Annotated in this window: 16 protein-coding genes; 4 read left to right on the top strand and 12 right to left on the bottom strand. The window is 43.8% G+C overall.

Features of this window, described 5'->3' with window-relative positions; all coding sequences use genetic code 11:
* Positions 1–32 precede the first annotated feature (32 nt).
* Positions 33–1619, bottom strand: coding sequence for a cell division protein ZipA (zipA, locus tag ALT761_RS10860; RefSeq protein ID WP_129738618.1), 1587 nt, complete (start codon positions 1617–1619; stop codon positions 33–35).
* Between the two features lie 19 nt (positions 1620–1638).
* The gene (smc, locus tag ALT761_RS10865) at positions 1639–5106 is read right to left on the bottom strand and encodes a chromosome segregation protein SMC (RefSeq protein ID WP_129738620.1); all 3468 of its coding nucleotides are present in this window, start codon (positions 5104–5106) and stop codon (positions 1639–1641) included.
* Between the two features lie 269 nt (positions 5107–5375).
* On the opposite strand from smc, the gene cysZ reads away from it, so the two are divergent.
* Positions 5376–6125, top strand: coding sequence for a sulfate transporter CysZ (gene cysZ / locus ALT761_RS10870; protein WP_172602875.1), 750 nt, complete (start codon positions 5376–5378; stop codon positions 6123–6125).
* 4 nt (positions 6126–6129) lie between these two features.
* Here cysZ and ALT761_RS10875 read toward each other — a convergent pair whose 3' ends face one another.
* Together ALT761_RS10875 and nlpI are read right to left on the bottom strand one after the other, a co-directional pair.
* Positions 6130–7881, bottom strand: a complete 1752-nt coding sequence (locus ALT761_RS10875; protein WP_232043430.1) for a sel1 repeat family protein — start codon at positions 7879–7881, stop codon at positions 6130–6132.
* A 13-nt stretch (positions 7882–7894) separates the two neighbouring features.
* Complete coding sequence (nlpI, locus tag ALT761_RS10880; RefSeq protein ID WP_129738624.1) at positions 7895–8788, bottom strand: lipoprotein NlpI; 894 nt, start codon at positions 8786–8788, stop codon at positions 7895–7897.
* Between the two features lie 128 nt (positions 8789–8916).
* Between nlpI and cdd the strand changes: the two genes are divergently transcribed.
* On the top strand, positions 8917–9324 hold the full coding sequence (cdd, locus tag ALT761_RS10885; protein WP_126872349.1) for a cytidine deaminase: 408 nt from the start codon (positions 8917–8919) through the stop codon (positions 9322–9324).
* Positions 9325–9501: 177 nt separating this feature from the next.
* On the opposite strand, the gene ALT761_RS10890 is transcribed toward cdd, so the two are convergent.
* From ALT761_RS10890 to ALT761_RS10900, 3 genes are read right to left on the bottom strand one after another with little or no spacing between them, the layout of a single operon-like run.
* On the bottom strand, positions 9502–10116 hold the full coding sequence (locus tag ALT761_RS10890) for a hypothetical protein (RefSeq protein WP_129738626.1): 615 nt from the start codon (positions 10114–10116) through the stop codon (positions 9502–9504).
* Complete coding sequence (locus ALT761_RS10895) at positions 10113–10679, bottom strand: sigma-70 family RNA polymerase sigma factor (RefSeq protein ID WP_232043431.1); 567 nt, start codon at positions 10677–10679, stop codon at positions 10113–10115. Before ALT761_RS10895 ends, ALT761_RS10890 begins: the two co-directional genes overlap by 4 nt.
* Before the next feature lie 52 nt (positions 10680–10731).
* Complete coding sequence (locus tag ALT761_RS10900; protein ID WP_129738628.1) at positions 10732–11382, bottom strand: energy transducer TonB; 651 nt, start codon at positions 11380–11382, stop codon at positions 10732–10734.
* Between the two features lie 376 nt (positions 11383–11758).
* On the opposite strand from ALT761_RS10900, the gene ALT761_RS10905 reads away from it, so the two are divergent.
* Complete coding sequence (locus ALT761_RS10905) at positions 11759–12862, top strand: NADH:flavin oxidoreductase (protein WP_013783899.1); 1104 nt, start codon at positions 11759–11761, stop codon at positions 12860–12862.
* A gap of 203 nt (positions 12863–13065) precedes the next feature.
* Positions 13066–14259, top strand: coding sequence for an MFS transporter (locus tag ALT761_RS10910; RefSeq protein WP_129738630.1), 1194 nt, complete (start codon positions 13066–13068; stop codon positions 14257–14259).
* A 23-nt stretch (positions 14260–14282) separates the two neighbouring features.
* On the opposite strand, the gene ALT761_RS10915 is transcribed toward ALT761_RS10910, so the two are convergent.
* From ALT761_RS10915 to ALT761_RS10935, 5 genes are all read right to left on the bottom strand, one after another.
* Positions 14283–14567, bottom strand: coding sequence for a hypothetical protein (locus ALT761_RS10915; RefSeq protein WP_129738632.1), 285 nt, complete (start codon positions 14565–14567; stop codon positions 14283–14285).
* Between the two features lie 114 nt (positions 14568–14681).
* Positions 14682–14999 (bottom strand): hypothetical protein, encoded by a 318-nt coding sequence (locus ALT761_RS10920; protein WP_129738634.1) that lies wholly within the window; start codon positions 14997–14999, stop codon positions 14682–14684.
* A gap of 275 nt (positions 15000–15274) precedes the next feature.
* Entirely contained in the window at positions 15275–15484 is a 210-nt protein-coding gene (locus ALT761_RS10925; RefSeq protein ID WP_129738636.1) for a hypothetical protein, read from the bottom strand.
* Between the two features lie 135 nt (positions 15485–15619).
* Positions 15620–15946 carry a YceK/YidQ family lipoprotein gene (locus ALT761_RS10930; protein ID WP_129738638.1) on the bottom strand — a complete coding sequence of 109 codons (327 nt, stop codon included), beginning with the start codon at positions 15944–15946 and terminating at the stop codon, positions 15620–15622.
* A gap of 80 nt (positions 15947–16026) precedes the next feature.
* A complete protein-coding gene (locus ALT761_RS10935; protein ID WP_129738640.1) occupies positions 16027–16560 on the bottom strand; it encodes a DinB family protein in 534 nt (177 codons plus the stop codon).
* Between the last annotated feature and the right edge of the window lies 1 nt (position 16561).

Here is a 16561-nt window from a genome sequence, read left to right on the forward strand (position 1 = left end):
TCAGGCCCTTTATGCTAATTTATAGGAATTGACTACTGGCGGGCAATCATACGTTTGCGTTCAAACTCACGTATTTTTTCCATGTATTGCTGCAAACCTTGTTTAGTTAGCACACTACGACGTCCATCAAGCACTTGAGCACCGAACTCATCCGCCAACTTACGTGCGGCGTTGTGCATCATATTGAACACTTGATGAGGGTCGCCCTCAATGGGCAGGATCATAAACAAAGAAACTCCCTGTGTGTTAAACGTTTCAAGGTTATCAATATCGAAAATTCCAGGCTTAAACATATTAGCCAAGCTAAATAACACTGGTCCTTTACCATTGGAATTAACGTGGCGATGGAAAATATCTTGGTCGCCAAACTTAAAGCCAAGCGTTAGTAACATTGGCAACAAAGCTGCGCCAGATATTGGGTCGTCCTCGGGGGCTTTAACGTTGAGTACGAGTACTTCTTGTTCAACTTGCTCAGAAGCGCCCTCATTTTGGGTGCGACTGCCTGAAGCAGTTTGCGTACTGTTATCTTGGCTGTCTGTACTGGCGCTTTCTGCGCTTCTTGCATTGGTTGCATTGGCTGCACTATCGTCAAAATCGATACGCATTTGATCATCGCCAAATTTAGGCTCTTGGCGCTTACGAGAAATAGGCTTACTGCGCTTGCCTTTCATAAAGCGTTTAGCTTGTTCACCTAAGCCGCTGGCACTTACGACCTCAGCACCTTCGCTTGCCTGATTTTGGGTCTCTTTGTGGCCTGTTTGCGCAGTATTACCCGACACAGATTGTGTTGCCGGTGAGTCCAAACTGAAATCATCGATTTCTGGTGAGTTGTGTTCAGGCGTTGGTTGGCTATTGCCCGCATCATGAGACACTGGCGTACTGTCTACTGCACTATAAGTCGCAGAGGGCTGGTTGGTCGCGGCAGTTTCAATTTCGCTAGCAGGTTCATCATCGCCTTCACGTAATAGAAACCCAGGAGGTTCTGGGAAGGAATCTGCACTCAATCCGTCATCTACATTTGCAGGGACTGAAGTGCTCTGAAGATGCGGCTTTGGATTAGACACTACCGAACCATAAAGCTTAGGTTTATCGGCTACCTTTTCTTTCGGTGTATTAGTCTTGGAAGCGGAATCTTCAGCACTCGCTCCACTACTAGCGCCATTAGCTTCTTTCTGCGCAGTAGCAGCTAAATGATCAACCGTTTCATTTTCACCCGATGCATTATTAACATCATGCTTAACACCTACATCGCTAACATCGCTATCAGCGGTGCTATCGTTACCATAAAAGCTTTTTGCTTTGGAGGCACTCGCCGCTGCGTGATTGGCATTGCTATGTGAATCACCTAGGTCTTGTTCATCGCTTGTATCGAAACTGTCTTGCGCATTTTCTTGTGCGTTGCCAGAACTCACCACGCGAACTTGGCCAATACCTAATTCATCAAATCCTTCTGATTGCGAACCTTCTTCCTCACCAGTATCTGCCCACTGACGGGGTTCAACTCGAGGTTTAGTGCTCGCCTTTCCGTTTTTGCGAATTTTCCAAATACCGTGAGCAAGCACTGCAATTATAAAGCAGGTACCTGCAAACAATAGTGATAGACGTAATTCATCTTCCATTTAGCTTCGTCGCCCTTTGTTATGCTTCTGCGAAAGCCATTGCTTGTTCAACATCAACCGCTACCATCCTAGACACACCAGGTTCTGCCATGGTAACACCGGTTAAATGACTTGCCATTTCCATCGCAATCTTATTGTGGGTGATATAAATAAACTGTACCGTTTGCGACATTTCTGAAACCAAGTTACAAAAACGCCCAACGTTAGCATCATCCAATGGTGCATCAACTTCATCCAGCAAACAAAATGGTGCTGGATTAAGCCTAAATATCGCAAATACCAATGATAAAGCGGTTAACGCTTTTTCTCCACCGCTTAAAAGGTGAATTGTACTATTTTTCTTACCAGGAGGGCGCGCCATGATAGTCACCCCAGTTTCTAGTAAGTCATCGTCGGTTAACGCTAAATAAGCGGAGCCTCCTCCAAACACTTTTGGAAACAGGGTTTTTAAATCTTGGTTCACTTGCTCAAACGTAGTAGAAAAACGGGTACGGGTTTCTTTATCTATTTTACGTATCGCGCTTTGCAATGTTTCCAATGCATCGGTTAAGTCATGGTATTGAGTATCAAGGTGTAACTTTCGTTCCGATTGGGTTTCGAATTCTTCTACCGCTGCCAAGTTGACCGCCCCTAAGCGAGACAAACTTCCTTGCGTGCTTTCAAGTTCTTTCTGCCACTTGGTTTCATCAGCGTCTTCAGGCAATGTTTCAAGAATAGATTTGAGCGACTGCTGGCTGTCTTCCAGCTGCTCCAAAATAGCGGTAGCACGCACTTTAAACCCTTCAATCTCAATATTTAGCTTTTCGATGTTGCTCGTGCGCTCTTGAATATCTTTCGCTAACGCCTGCTGGCCTTTTTCTGACTCACGCAGCATTTGTTCTATTTCATCATGCTTAGATTGGTACTCGGAACGCTTGTTTTCAAGTTCACTTTTTTGTGTAAGCAGTTCTTGTAATTGAACTTTTTGAACTGCTTGCGGCGCCGACAAGTCTGTAAGCTCTTTGCTTAGCGTATCCCGTCTGGATTGATAATCGGTTAGCTGCTGTTGGTTACGCGTTACCTGTTGAGCATATAAATTTTGATGACTTTCCAACTGCTGTACTTTTAATGCCATCTCATGAGCCTGGTGTGTTAACGACTCTACCTTACTGCGAAGTTGCGCCACCTTATTATCAAATTGTTCTCGGTTATTTTGCGCTTCGCTGACGCGATCTTCGTATTCCAATAGTTGTGCTTCATGAATTTCAAGCTGTTCAGATAAAGTAACAAGCTGCGCTTCTTCTTTACTTAACATGACATTCTGCTTGTTTAATTCGTCTTTAAGTTTTGTGCTTCGCGCCGCTAATTGTTCGTTTTGCATCACTAATACAGACATGGCATTGGTATGCTGAACTAGCGTATTTTTAAGGCTCTCATAAGTGAGTTTGGCATGGTCACTTTTCTCGGCATTACGGCTAACCAGCACGTTGGCTTCTTCTACTCTAGCCTGGGCTAATGCTATATTGTCTTCAATGTGATTAAGCTTTTCACTTAATTCAGCCAGCTTTGATGCTCTATGTAACACGCTGTTTTCAACTTCACCGCCCCGCACTACCCAATCTTTAGCACACCAAAGACCTTCTACTGAAAGTACAGACATTGTGTTTTGAAGGGTGCCGACCATATCCAGTGCATCAGCGTTGGTTTTACACAGTAGAATATGATTGAACGCTTCTGGCACCCGTTTGTTTTGTAAAGCCGCAGCCAAGGTGTTGGGTTGCTTTTTATCGGTGAAAGCTGATTGGGCAAACACCCGCCCCCCCATGGGCAAAAGCGTTATCTGATTAACTAAGTCGTTTATTTCAAGAGAACCGGCAATATAAGGTTGATGCCAATAGCGCAATACGGTTTCCACACAGTCATTCAAATGTTCTGGCACATTCAGCTGCTGCCACAACAATTGTAAGTCGCTATGCACCTCGGTATTGCCCGTAGCAGCATCGTCTTGCAGTGCCGATAGTGCTGCAATGGTAGATTGCAAAGACTGTCTTTCGCCATCTAGCTCTCTATGCATTGTTTCTGCTTGTACTAGGGCTTGCTGACTGCTTTTAAGGGCTTCTTTGGTGTCGTTGTATTGCTCCAACGCCTCGCTTACCTGAACTTCGGCTTCATCAATTTGCGCATTTAACATCGAAATCCGATCGGTAATATCATCGGTATCGAGCTGGCTAAGCTCATCGTTCAGTTCACTGATACGCTGTGAAGTACGAAGCTGCATGTTCATCGTCGACTGAATTTGACTATGGCAGGTTTGTACTTCTTGCTTTAAACGATGATAAATTTGTTCGTGCTCGCGGCTTTGTGCACTGAAATCACGGCGTTCTTGCTCGGCATCATCAAACATGTCTTTGGCTTGTGCCAAAGCTTCATCATTCAATGCTTGCTGGGGTAACAAGGTGTCTAAACCCGATTTAGAGGTGGCTAACGCTTGATTAGCTTCTTCTAACCCAGCGACCAACAAGTTCGTTTGCTCGTTCAAGGTGACGAGTTCAGCCTCAATCTGTTGTTTGCGCTGCTGACTATGTAATTCGTTTTGTTCAATACGAGTAATGGCGTTACTGGTGGTGAATAGCTGCTGCTGCACATCATCGGCAGCTTGTTTGTTTTGCGCCAGTTGCTCTTTGTAGGTGAGCATGCCCGCTTCATCACCATGTTGCCGTAACACTAATGCATCAAGTGCTTGCTGGTGACCTTGCAGCACTTGCTGCAAGTTTTCAGTTTGTTCGTTATTTTTTAAAAAGCGAATACCCGCTAATTGCCCCTTGAGTTCACGGACTTTCTCACGCAACATTTTATAACGGGTTGCAGCCGCGGCTTGGCGCTGAAGCTTTTCGAGTTGTTGACCAAGTTCATCACGCACATCATTTAACCTCGCTAGGTTATCTTGCGTGTGGCGAATACGATTTTCAGTTTCCCGCCTTCTTTCTTTGTACTTAGAAATACCGGCCGCTTCTTCGATGAAAACTCGCAGCTCTTGCGGCTTAGATTCTATTAGCCTAGAAATCATACCTTGTTCAATAATGGCGTAAGAGCGAGGCCCTAACCCTGTACCCAAAAACAAATCGGTGACATCACGACGACGGCACTTGGTGCCGTTTAAAAAATAGGTAGATTGGGCATCGCGGGTGACTAATCGTCTTACTGATAATTCGCTGTAAGTCGCATATTCGCCGCCAATTCGCCCTGCACTGTTATCAAAAAACAACTCAACACTGCACTGCCCCACAGGTTTACGAGCGGTAGAGCCGTTGAAGATAACGTCGGTCATGGCATCGCCCCGTAAGTTCTTAGCAGAACTCTCCCCTAGCACCCATCGTACGGCATCGATTACGTTCGACTTTCCGCACCCATTTGGGCCGACTACAGCTGTCATTTCACTAGGAAAAGGAATTGTGGTTGGGTCTACAAAGGACTTAAAGCCCGCTAGTTTGATCTTTTTTAAACGCACAACAATACCTTACGCACTAAAGCTACGTAACAAGATGCGCCCCGTTGATGGGGGTTAAACGTTATAAAAGAAATATTTAGCGTATTGGCTAAGTGCATTAGGAAGCACATTTTTATGGTTTTTATTATGCTTGGACTTTACCAAATCTAACAGCTTGTAACAATTACCATTTCGTTTGCGTTAGGGTGTTACGTATAATGAGTAAGTAACTATGCTTTAGTAAAAGTGTTAGTAAAACCATCGTAGCAAAACCGAGCACTGGAGTAATGATGAGTTCGCGAAGTGGTATACATTATTTTTTTGAAGGGTTTTCATTAATTAAAACTAAAGGCTTAAAACGCTTTGTTTTTGTTCCTTTAGCTATCAACATTCTGCTTTTTTCCGCCGCATTCTATTTTCTATTTGGCCAAATTGAATACGGCATAAGCTATGTAATAAACCTAGTACCTGAATGGCTGGGTTGGATTAAAACGGCAGTAAATTTCTTTTTATGGCCGTTAGCGGTGTTAAGTGTACTGCTTATATTTGCCCTAATATTTGGCACACTTGCAAACTGGATTGCTGCGCCTTTTAACGGTGTATTGTCAGAAAAAGTTGAGCGCCACTTAACAGGGCAAGCGATGGGTGACGATGGATTACTCGACCTTGTAAAAGACATTCCACGCACCTTGGGCCGAGAATTTACCAAGCTCTTTTGGTATATCCCTCGCGCTATAGGCTTCTTGATACTGTTTATATTTGTGCCTGTATTCGGGCAAATTCTGTGGTTCTTATTTTCAGCCTGGATGATGGCAATTCAATACTGCGATTACCCTTACGATAACCACAAAATTGACTTCAAACGCATGCAAAATCACCTGTCGCAGCATAAAGGCAAATCGATGTCCTTTGGCATTATGGTGAATATCTTTTCACTTATTCCCGTGGTGAACTTTATCGTTATGCCAGTCGCCATCTGTGGCGCTACATCAATGTGGGTAAGTGAACTACGTGACGAGGCATTAAGAAAACGGGTTTAATGCTTTATTCTTCGGTATTGGTTTTAGCGTCTGTATTAGCATCGGTAGTGGTAGCAGAATCTGCTGCCGCCTCACCCGCATTTATTTCACCACTCGCTTTGTGGCTTTCGTAGGCCGCAAGCCATTGCCCGGCCTCTTGGGATTGTCCGCTTTTATGAAAAGCCTGAAACAGGTTCATTGAAATAGGTCGCTGCGCCGCGGGATTTGCTAACTGGTCTTGCCACAAAGACAGGTACAAATCGGGTATGACCCCACTATCATGGTGTTCCATAAACGTGATAACACGACTAGGTTTGTAGCTGGTGACGTTTATTGCACCACAGGTTTTCGCAGTGCCTACCCGTAAAGGTAAAAACGCTTCTTTGGCTTTGGTTTCCCAGTGATTTACGGTGTTTTGAGGATGATAAGCAATGGCACCGTCCATAGTAAGATTAGGCGGAGCAAATGTATTTAACCCTTCGTTAGAGCAGTATCGCCTCGCGGCGTTGCGTGACAACGCATATTCGTCAATAAAACCCGCGAAGTGCGCCAGCTCGTGTACCATCACCGAGTAAGCATCGCTTATATCTAAGTACATCACCCCATTTTGGACATTAGCTTTGCCCTGCTCCGATACCACGATGGCATGGGTAACATCCCGTGCCTTAACAATTGGCGCCAGTGGCTTCACGTTGCAGGCAAGATTACCTTGCCCTTGAAAATTAGCGTTACAATCGAGCACATTATTTTCAAGCCATAAAGGCGGCGCAATACATAGCGGAAGTTCACTCAACCGCTCATCGTTCACATAGTCTTTATATAACTTATCAGCACGAGCAATCGTGGCCAATGAGGTAGCAACAAGTTGTATTCGCTGATGGCACATTGTATTTGATTGCCATGAATATTGAGACACAGCAGTAGGTGTTGTTGGCCTATACCGTTTAATAACAGATGCTATCTGCTGCGCTAATTTATGACCTTCCTTAGCGGCGCGCTGAATAAATACTTTTGCGTCGTCACGATTATTTTCATCCCACAATAACCTGCCGTACTTAAAAGCACTTTGCATATCATCCATGGCCGTTTTCTGAAGCCAAGGTTTTGCTAATTCTGGTTGAGCGTGTAATAGATACCAATCAGCGAGTGCAGCTTGAGCAGGCATATAACCTTGCTCAGCCGCTCTAATTAACCATTTCTCTCGTTTTTCTGGATTCTCAGTCGCCATGGCAAAGGCGAGTTGCGCTTCGGCGACATTACCAAGGGCAGCTAAACGAACAAGCCGATCTGAAGCGGCCTCTTCACCAAGTAATTGGTACAACGCCCATGCTGCGTCAGCATTATTAATTGAGGCTAACTGCTCAAGCCAATATTGGGCATTATTTTTAGTTGCTACATTGATAAGAAGGTTTTGTGCTTCTTCGCTTGCATTATCGTTGCCCTGACTTGTACCAGATAGTTCATTATTTTGAGCAGCAAGCCATAGCAACGCGTAAACGCTTTGCTTTAACGGCCGAGCTTTATTTGATGAAAGTGAGCTATTCGCAAGAGCACTAGCAGTTGAATCAACGCTGGCTGAATCAGAGCTAAGTGGATCAGAACCGGCTTGTTCGGGTGCCAATGCATCAGTTTTGGTTGAGAGAGGTTTGGCTAAGAGGAATTGCTTATCGTAAGCATGTATTGCCGAGGTAGCATTACGCACTAACTGCTGCGTGTAACGGCCGCTGTCGCCCGCTATTAGCAACAGCGCTATTATCGCTAGTGTTAATCCACGCATTGTTTAGGCGCTGTTACTCTTCAGCGTCTGTGGAACTTTGACGAAGACGGTTAAGCTCCATACGAGCGTAACGATGTTCAACATAATCAAAGACGTTGGTGCTCAGCGCCAACTTAAAATAGTTAGAAGCGATACCATTGTTGCCATCTTGGCTATGGAACTTGCCTAAATAAAAGTACGCTTCACACAGCCTATCGGTTAATGCTTTTTGACTCTTTACACCGTCAAGTAGCGAATTAAGCACTGCGTTTTCATCAACCACGCCTAAAAATAAATCGGTTAGTGTGGTGGCCCAGTGTTCATTATTTAATTCTGGCCGAATAGCCGCTAAATAAGCCTGACCTTCTTCTGGCGATAAATCGTAATGGGCAAAATACGCCCACAAGGCACGAAACGGGTCAGAATTATCCTTTTGTAAAAACCAGCCTAAATCTTCTATAGCCAATTCCGATCTACCGCCGTAATACAAGGCAATGCCACGGTTTAAAAAGGCGAAGTCATATTCAGGGTTAATTTCCAGCGTAGAATCGAAAGAATCGTAGGCTTGAATAAAATCACTTTGCTGAATGTAATGGATACCCATTGAATTGTAGGCTTCTGCAAAATCCGGCTTAAGGTTAATGGCCTGACTGTAATCAAACTGTGCTAATCCACCTAACCCGACGCTGTCGTATAGCATTCCGCGCTGTAGGTGAAGTTCTGCTTTGTCTTCATCAGACAAGGCGCTGCTACCCAAAATTTGATTGTAACGGGCAATAGCCATTTCAGAGCGAGGATTAACTGGCGCTGGCTCTGCTAACAGTAAATTACCCATTTGTGGTTGGCGAGAAACTTCTGGAGTTTGTGCACAACCGCCTAAAATACCAACAAATATGAAAAAAAAGATGAGACTAACGTTTCGACGCATGGTAAAAAAGCATTCTTAAGTAAGAAAAACATCCCGCGTTACAGATGCGTAAGCGGCTTTATATGCCGCCAACTTTCTCGCATTTAGTGTAAAAAGTAAAGTTATAAGTCGGGAGAATGTAGGTAGTTATGGATAATAAAAAGATAAAAAAGCTAATAGAACAAGCACAAGAAGTTCAACAACACTCGCACTCACCTTATTCTGATTTTAAAGTGGGTGCAGCTGTACTTACCGAGTCAGGTGATATTTTTGCAGGCTGTAATGTCGAAAGTGCCGCTTACCCCCTTAGCCAATGTGCTGAAGCCAGCGCCATTGGAAATATGGTTAGCCACGGCCACAAACGCATTCATTCTATTGTGGTGGCGAGTCAAAATGACGAATTTTGCTTTCCTTGCGGAGGCTGTCGACAAAAAATTGCAGAATTTGCCCCAGACGATACCCCTGTGGTGATGGTTACTAAATCGGGTGAAACCCACGAAACCACCATTGGTGAATTACTGCCTAATGCGTTTAGAGCACACGATTTAGGCAAGTAGTAAGGTTTAGGCTTGATATTTAGGGATGAGGTCTTACGCGGTTATTTAACATTTTATAAACCCGCGTAAGGCTTACGCTTTTCACCCGCGATATTCTATGTTTCTTTCCCCCCTTTTATTTGGATGCATTGCTTAATTCACGCTCAACCCAAGTGCTTTTTTAATGACTAGGTCTTATCAGCACATTTTCGGCGCAGCAGAACGAGTAATATTTAAGATCAGTCCATTTTGATTGAAGGCTAATGCTACTTGATCACCAATTTCAATGCCTGTGGCAATACGCTGGTGCGCTCTCATACTCGCGACAAGATTATCAGATAGGGTTATTTGCTTTGACGAGCAATCTACTAACGTCCATTGATTATTGATGTTCGTCAGTGTCGCTACGCTTGTTCTTACTGCATTCAACGTGGCCAACTGTTGTTCGTAAGCTCTACTATAAGCCTTATATTTTTTGCTGTAATCGTTACTATCTACATCGGCTATTTCGTCAGTAAAACCGTGTACTTCAAGTTCAACATCTATAGTGGCAATATCTACAGTATTGCTTACCTGGCTTTTAAAATCATAAATACCTACCAATATAACCAATACAAAAGCGGCCGCACCAAATGCAAACCAGTCTTTATGCCAACCGCCTAGAAGTTGCCAAAAGCGTGAGCCTTGGCCAAAACGTGAATATTCATGGTGTTTTGCATTATTTATCACGTTACGTTTTATGCGACTTGGCACTTTGCGTTGGTTTTTACTGTGCTGATATGCCTGATGGAATTGTTCATTTTCGTCGTTCATGATTGTGACTCCAATGCTTTTTTAAGCTTTTCCCTTGCATAACGAAGACGTGTTTTGACTGTCTCATGAGGGACACAACAAATTGTACTTATCTCGTGTACGCTGAACCCTTCTTGCTGCAAGGAAAATGCTTCTTTCTGCTCGAAGGGTAACCGCTTTAATAGTTGGTGAAAGTCCGGTACCTCATATAACGGATTACTATCAGACACCAAGCTTTCAACCTGATTACAATGGTTACTTTGTTGATATTGTTTTCTAAGTTCATCTAGCAGGGTGTTGCGCCCAAGGGTGAAAAGCCAGCCCAGAAATTTTCCTTCCTGGCGATACAAGTGCTTTTTTTCTATTACCTTTAGCCAGGTTTTTTGGGTTATATCTGCCGCCATATCAGCATTACTCATGACCAGCAAATAGTAATAAAGAGCATTGCTATGTTGATCGTATAAACGAGATAACGCTTTAGGTTCCCCCGTACGCGCATATCGTTCCATTAAGCTTTCATCGCTTAAGGGTGCACTGAACCAATCTTTTACCGATATCAGCAGCCCTGCTCTGGCATAACTCATACGCGCTCCCTTATTCACCTTGAAGAACTAAGTAAAAACCAATCAAAACATACTATTGCCGTGCGGATTCAAAACGAAAATCTAATACAACAAACATATCATGTTGAGCCACTGGCACACCATTTTCTATTTTTGGTTTATATTTCCATTTAGACAAGGCTCTACGTGCTGCACGGTCGAACACTCGCTTGGGCTCGGCGCTAATAATATGAATATCTTGTACCGTACCATTTGAGGCTACCGTAAAACCTAACTTCACCCACCCTTCTATACCATCTCGCAACGCTTCTTGGGGAAAAGAGGGATCTACTCGAAATTGCGGAGAAGCTTGCATATCCTTTTGTCCACTTTGAAAATTCGGATTTATATTCACCGTATTGTTGGTAAATTGAGGGGTAAACTTAAACGTTGTACCGGTGTCATTGGGCGTAGGATCTGCTTTGGGTATTTCCATAGGCGGCTGTGCTACAGGCTTCTCCATGGGTTTTATAGGCGTACGTACAATCACTTTAGGGTCGTCCAACGCCAGTACAACCGGCCCAACAGTTTGATACTCCGACACTTTACCCCCAACCTGATTGTTCTCTATCAATTTAGCCATAACGGCAAACAAAGCAAAGGTGATAACTACACTCATAGCTATGTAAATAAGTGGCTTAACGCTGAAGGGGCGAAGTACATCATGTTCTGTAAATGCGTTCATATTGCTCTCCTGTTTTCTTACATAACGAAACAAGATGGCAATAGGGGTGATTTATTTTTACGATTAAATTAAAACTGCATGCGGGCAACCACTGGTATGACCATTCAGATTGATAAATTGACTCTTCGTCATCTGCTAATACTATATTCAGTCTCGTAGACCGGTGAAACCTAAGCAGCGTACGCTTATCATAGAGCTCGTTTTAATAAGCACGTATTAATGAGCCTGTATCGATAAGCTCGGCTAAAAAAATACGAAAACGATAAAGCGGCCTAATGACGTTTCCCAGATAAATTTTGTTGCGTTGAATGTTCCGTTGAAAGCCTAACGCGTTTTTAAGCACATTTTACGCACTATATATGGAATATAACTACCCATGACCACTAAAACTCAAGCCTTATTCACCCCTTTCGAACATAAAGGGCTTTCTGTAGACAACAGAATTGTAATGGCACCGATGACTCGTGAATTCTCTCCTGAAGGTATTCCTACCACAGAGGTTGCTGACTACTATCGCCGCCGCGCTGAAGGTGGAACAGGATTAATTATCACAGAAGGCACTACGGTAAACGATCCGGTTGCCAATATGAGCCACCGCATTCCTGTTTTTCACGGTGACAAGGCGCTTGCCGGTTGGGAAGAAACGGTAAAGGCCGTGCACAGTGTTGGTGGTAAAATTATGCCTCAGCTTTGGCACGTAGGAATGGCTCGTGTTGCTGAAAAAGCCCCTTTTCCAGAGCTACCTAGTGCAGGGCCTTCAGGCTTATTTAAACCTGGTAAGCAAGGCGCAGAGCCAATGACTCAACAACATATTGAGTCTGTGATCGGTGCTTTCGCAACTGCTGCCGCAGATGCTAAACGTATTGGTTTTGATGGTATCGAAATTCACGGCGCACACGGCTATCTGATTGACCAGTTTTTCTGGAGCGGCACTAACGAGCGCACCGATGATTGGGGTGGCAGCATGGCGAACCGTGGTCGCTTTGCGGTAGAAATTATTAAAGCGATCCGCGCCGCTACGTCGCCTGACTTCCCCATTGTGCTTCGTTATTCACAATGGAAACAACAAGATTACACAGCGCGCCTAGCGGAAACACCACAATTACTTGAAGAATTTTTAGCGCCGCTTAGCGATGCAGGTGTAGACATTTTCCATTGTTCACAGCGCCGTTACTGGGAAAATGAATTCGAAGGTAGCGATTTAAACCTAGCAGGATGGACGAAAAAGCTGACTGGCAAGCCAACAATTACCGTAGGCTCAGTAGGTCTTAACGATGATTTCTTTGGTGCCTTCACCGGGAAAGGTTCGAACACACGTGCTATCGATGATTTGATTGAACGTTTAGAAAAAGGCGAGTTTGATTTGGTAGCCGTAGGCCGCGCCCTACTCCAAGATGCCAATTGGGCAAATAAAATCAAAAACAACCAGCTTGATGAATTAGAGGAATTCTCAGGGAAAGCCCTCGCGTCGCTTACATAAGCTGTTATACCAACACGTACATAGGCAATTCCATAAGCGTTGATATAAACGCTTATGGAACCTTTGCATGTCCACTCAATAAATTCGCTGACTTGCTCGCTAACATACGTGCACGTACATAGGATTGTTTAAGTGGCAACACCCACAATGGCTGACAACACTACGCTCATCATTGACCGTTAAACCAAGCAGTAATCTTCACTATGACACAACCCATGCCGTCTAATAAGTTAGCTAAAAATACACTGCTATTAGCCGCAGCTGCCATTGGATTTGCGCAAACCGTTCTGTTCGCAATTTTAGCACCACTGGGTAGAGAAATTGGCCTAATAGAAGTGCAAATTGGCGCCATTATCTCTTGCTCATCTCTCACATTATTTTTAATCAGCCCTTTGTGGGGGCGTGCAAGCGATCGCTGGGGTAGACGAAAAGTACTCTTAATAGGATTGTTTGGTTATTCTGCGGGTACTTTGGTTTTCGCGGGTGTATTCCAAGCTGCACTATTTGGCGTGCTAGCTCCTTTAGCAGCGCTTGTCTTACTTATCATTACGCGAGTGGGCAATGCCACGGTAATGGCTGCTGTATCGCCTTCAGCAAGTGCCTACATGGCAGATATCACTACGGTTGAAGAGCGAGTTAAGGGGATGGGCGCGCTAGGTGCTGCAACCAATATTGGCTCAATTTTGGGGCCTGCCATTGGTGGGTTGTTGGCCAGTATAAGTTTACTTACGCCGCTTTATTTTTCTGTGGGTGTAACCGTTGCCGTCGCGGTATTAGCCATGTTTTCTTTGCCCGTGCTGCCCAAGCCTACACATACTTCAGCACCCAAGAAACTTAAATACACTGATCCTAGAATATTCCCATTAATAGTAGCAGGCGTATTGTTGTTTATGGGCTTTGCCATCGTTCAGCAAACTATAGCCTTTCGGTTTCAAGACACCTTCGTACTAAACAGCACCGATACCGCCAAAATTGTAGGCTTTAGTTTAATGATTTCTGCCGCATCTGCATTGTCGGTTCAAATGCTAGTTATTCCACGATTAAAGCTTCGCCCATTCACATTATTACGGCTCTCAATGCCCATCATGATGATCGCGTTTGCTATCTTAGCCTCTGGTGAAACTAAACTTCAGTTTATGTCAGCCATGTGCGTATTGGGTTTGGGTTTAGGCATAGCGGGGCCAGGTTTTATGGCTGGGGTATCGATAGCGGTATCATCAGATGAACAAGGTGCAGTAGCAGGCATCGCTGGCGCCTGCCCACCTTTGGGGTTCGCAGTAGGCCCGCTTTTAGGCTCATATCTTTATGCTATAGATGCCTCACTGCCCTACTGGTTTTCGTTCAGCTGTTATTTGTTGGTGTTTTTCTTCACGCTAAAATTTAAAACACGCCATTAAAACGGGCTGTTGCTAAACAGGCGCTATTTTGTGACTACAATCTCTTCGGCTTCTGTTACTGTTTTTGCGTCGGCCCGTTCAATAACTTTAAGTAATGTAGTTTGAATAGTTTCATCGGTTCTTGCGTCAGTCTTGCTGGCAAATTTCTGCTCTTGTGGAGCAACGCCTTCTTCGGCAATAAATCCCATCACTACTTCGTTTGCGCAATCAGGCGTTTCGCCATAATACGTTAGGGTAATTTGTGGGTAGCCTTGAAATCCTTTCTTTACCCTTTTGGCAATACGTTTTGTCGATTTATCTAAATTCATAATAGCTCTGGTAGGTCATTGTTCTAATGCTCAAAGCATTACATGTAACCTGTTCAATGTCGCAGGTTATTTACTTATAAATACCTAATTCATGGTAACCAGCATAACCCTTGGCTAGTAAAAGTGGGTTATTATGAAGAAAAAAGCTGATACAACAACGACAAGACCCACTAATGCACACCATGCATCACTGTGCTGATTGCTACTACGGCCACCAAACATTTGGCCTTCACTTTCCCTTCCGCTTCCATTTTCTGAGCGCCGTAAATTATTTTGTTTAGGGTATCCGCCAAAAGTGACCGCTTTGCATATAGGCCAACCTACCCAATAGCAAACGGTCCAAAAAAACAATTCAATAATTAGGTAACCAGCTGCCCTGAATAGACCTTTGGCTACTTCCCCTACAATAACTTCTTCCATCATCATTCCCACGTGTATGTGACGCCTTTTGAGCCGCTTAGAGATGCTTCTAGGTGAATTGAAAGCGACACGCCCAGTGCAATTAGCTTAAGAGCAGAATAGACAATAACTGCTTTGCTGACAAAGAGTGAGGTGTAACGAGATATGTTGCGTGTCTTTCTAGGTGTAGTCTTTCTAGGCGTAACCATTTTAGTCGTAACATAGAAGCTGAGAAATAAACGTATAAGGTGGTGCTACAAAAATGCGCTAAACGAAAGCTTTAGCGAGCATCCTTCGTCAATCTAAGGTTATGTTTTTGACGTATGCACATCGTTTTTTAGTACCAGTACGATTAGCAATATAATTGCTAACGGCGGCACGAGTGCAGAAAAGAAAGCTACGACTGCGGTAAGATTAGGCGATTGGGTTTTTCGCTTCCCTAAGTAATAGCCAAGCGCAGCCATAAGTAAAGCAAATACAACAATAACTTGCCCAAACAATGTCGCATTAATATTCATAACAAGCGTTCCATTTTATCATCTTGGTAAAACCAACCTTAGCGGAGACGATGGTCGTCTTACCATCGCCTTTACGTAAAGTTGAGTATTTTTACACGAGGAGCTAACTGATAAAGAAGCGAGTGAAAGTGTAGCTTAGTTAACGTTAATGCTGCCTTTGTCTATCTGTTGTACTGCGGTGTATGGAATAACAATAGTGTCAGCCACAATAGAAAACGCTGCATCAATAACAAAGAAAGGGACATTCCCAAACGTAGAACCGATATTTTCACGTCGGCTTGGTTCACCGTTTAACAAGCATATATTGTATGAAAAGCCACTATATACACGAGGTATTTCTTCACAGTAACTTTTCTTACCTTGATGTTCAATTTGAACATGGTTGTTGTCAGGAGAAATAGTTTTCACAGTGGCACAAGAGCAACACGCTAAAGATAAGAGGGCGAGAGGTAAAACTTTCATATACTACTAATTCCATTTAATACAGTTGAATTGGGGGCAACTTAGTGCAGTTGATGTTACTGCGAAATTGATAGCAGAAACTATAACGCAGGGATTAGCTCCAGTAAATCGGTAGCCCCCACATCTACACCACGTTGAGAAAGTAACGTAGTAATTTGCCCGCGGTGATGTGTTTGATGGTTAAATAAGTGCTGTATAAGTTGACCGAAGTTTTTCGTATGTGGCACGCCCGACGTATCTAGAAATGATAAGTCAGTGATAAGCACTTCGCTTGATAATGCTGTAGCGAAGGCCAAAATAGCCTCATCTACTTTCAATCTTTGCTCGCGTAGTAACCCTATATCCCCAAAAAGTGTTTCATCTAGCTTTTTAGGCAGCGACATTGCCATTACGCCGTTTAACTCGCTGAACTTATCAGGATGCTGTGCAAATCGTTGAAGCCAAATAATATCGGCAACCAATATGTGGTTAAGCGTGCCTAAGATAGATCCAAAAAAAGCCCCCACATCTTCACTCAATGCGGCTGGGCTCAATTGCGATGCAGCTGAATATACAGACTCGTTCATCCATTGATTGTATTGAGCCATCAATGTGAAGCTATTTTTTAAAGACATA

The organism is Alteromonas sp. 76-1, assembly GCF_900654235.1.
GTDB lineage: Bacteria > Pseudomonadota > Gammaproteobacteria > Enterobacterales > Alteromonadaceae > Alteromonas > Alteromonas naphthalenivorans.

Bases quoted from the DNA above. Each gene is read 5' to 3' on its own strand.
- zipA (WP_129738618.1), bottom strand. From the start codon at position 1,619: ATGGAAGATGAATTACGTCTATCACTATTGTTTGCAGGTACCTGCTTT.
- cysZ (WP_172602875.1), top strand. From the start codon at position 5,376: ATGAGTTCGCGAAGTGGTATACATTATTTTTTTGAAGGGTTTTCATTA.
- ALT761_RS10875 (WP_232043430.1), bottom strand. From the start codon at position 7,881: ATGCGTGGATTAACACTAGCGATAATAGCGCTGTTGCTAATAGCGGGC.
- nlpI (WP_129738624.1), bottom strand. From the start codon at position 8,788: ATGCGTCGAAACGTTAGTCTCATCTTTTTTTTCATATTTGTTGGTATT.
- cdd (WP_126872349.1), top strand. From the start codon at position 8,917: ATGGATAATAAAAAGATAAAAAAGCTAATAGAACAAGCACAAGAAGTT.
- ALT761_RS10890 (WP_129738626.1), bottom strand. From the start codon at position 10,116: ATGAACGACGAAAATGAACAATTCCATCAGGCATATCAGCACAGTAAA.
- ALT761_RS10895 (WP_232043431.1), bottom strand. From the start codon at position 10,679: ATGAGTTATGCCAGAGCAGGGCTGCTGATATCGGTAAAAGATTGGTTC.
- ALT761_RS10900 (WP_129738628.1), bottom strand. From the start codon at position 11,382: ATGAACGCATTTACAGAACATGATGTACTTCGCCCCTTCAGCGTTAAG.
- ALT761_RS10905 (WP_013783899.1), top strand. From the start codon at position 11,759: ATGACCACTAAAACTCAAGCCTTATTCACCCCTTTCGAACATAAAGGG.
- ALT761_RS10910 (WP_129738630.1), top strand. From the start codon at position 13,066: ATGACACAACCCATGCCGTCTAATAAGTTAGCTAAAAATACACTGCTA.
- ALT761_RS10915 (WP_129738632.1), bottom strand. From the start codon at position 14,567: ATGAATTTAGATAAATCGACAAAACGTATTGCCAAAAGGGTAAAGAAA.
- ALT761_RS10925 (WP_129738636.1), bottom strand. From the start codon at position 15,484: ATGAATATTAATGCGACATTGTTTGGGCAAGTTATTGTTGTATTTGCT.
- ALT761_RS10930 (WP_129738638.1), bottom strand. From the start codon at position 15,946: ATGAAAGTTTTACCTCTCGCCCTCTTATCTTTAGCGTGTTGCTCTTGT.
- ALT761_RS10935 (WP_129738640.1), bottom strand. From the start codon at position 16,560: ATGTCTTTAAAAAATAGCTTCACATTGATGGCTCAATACAATCAATGG.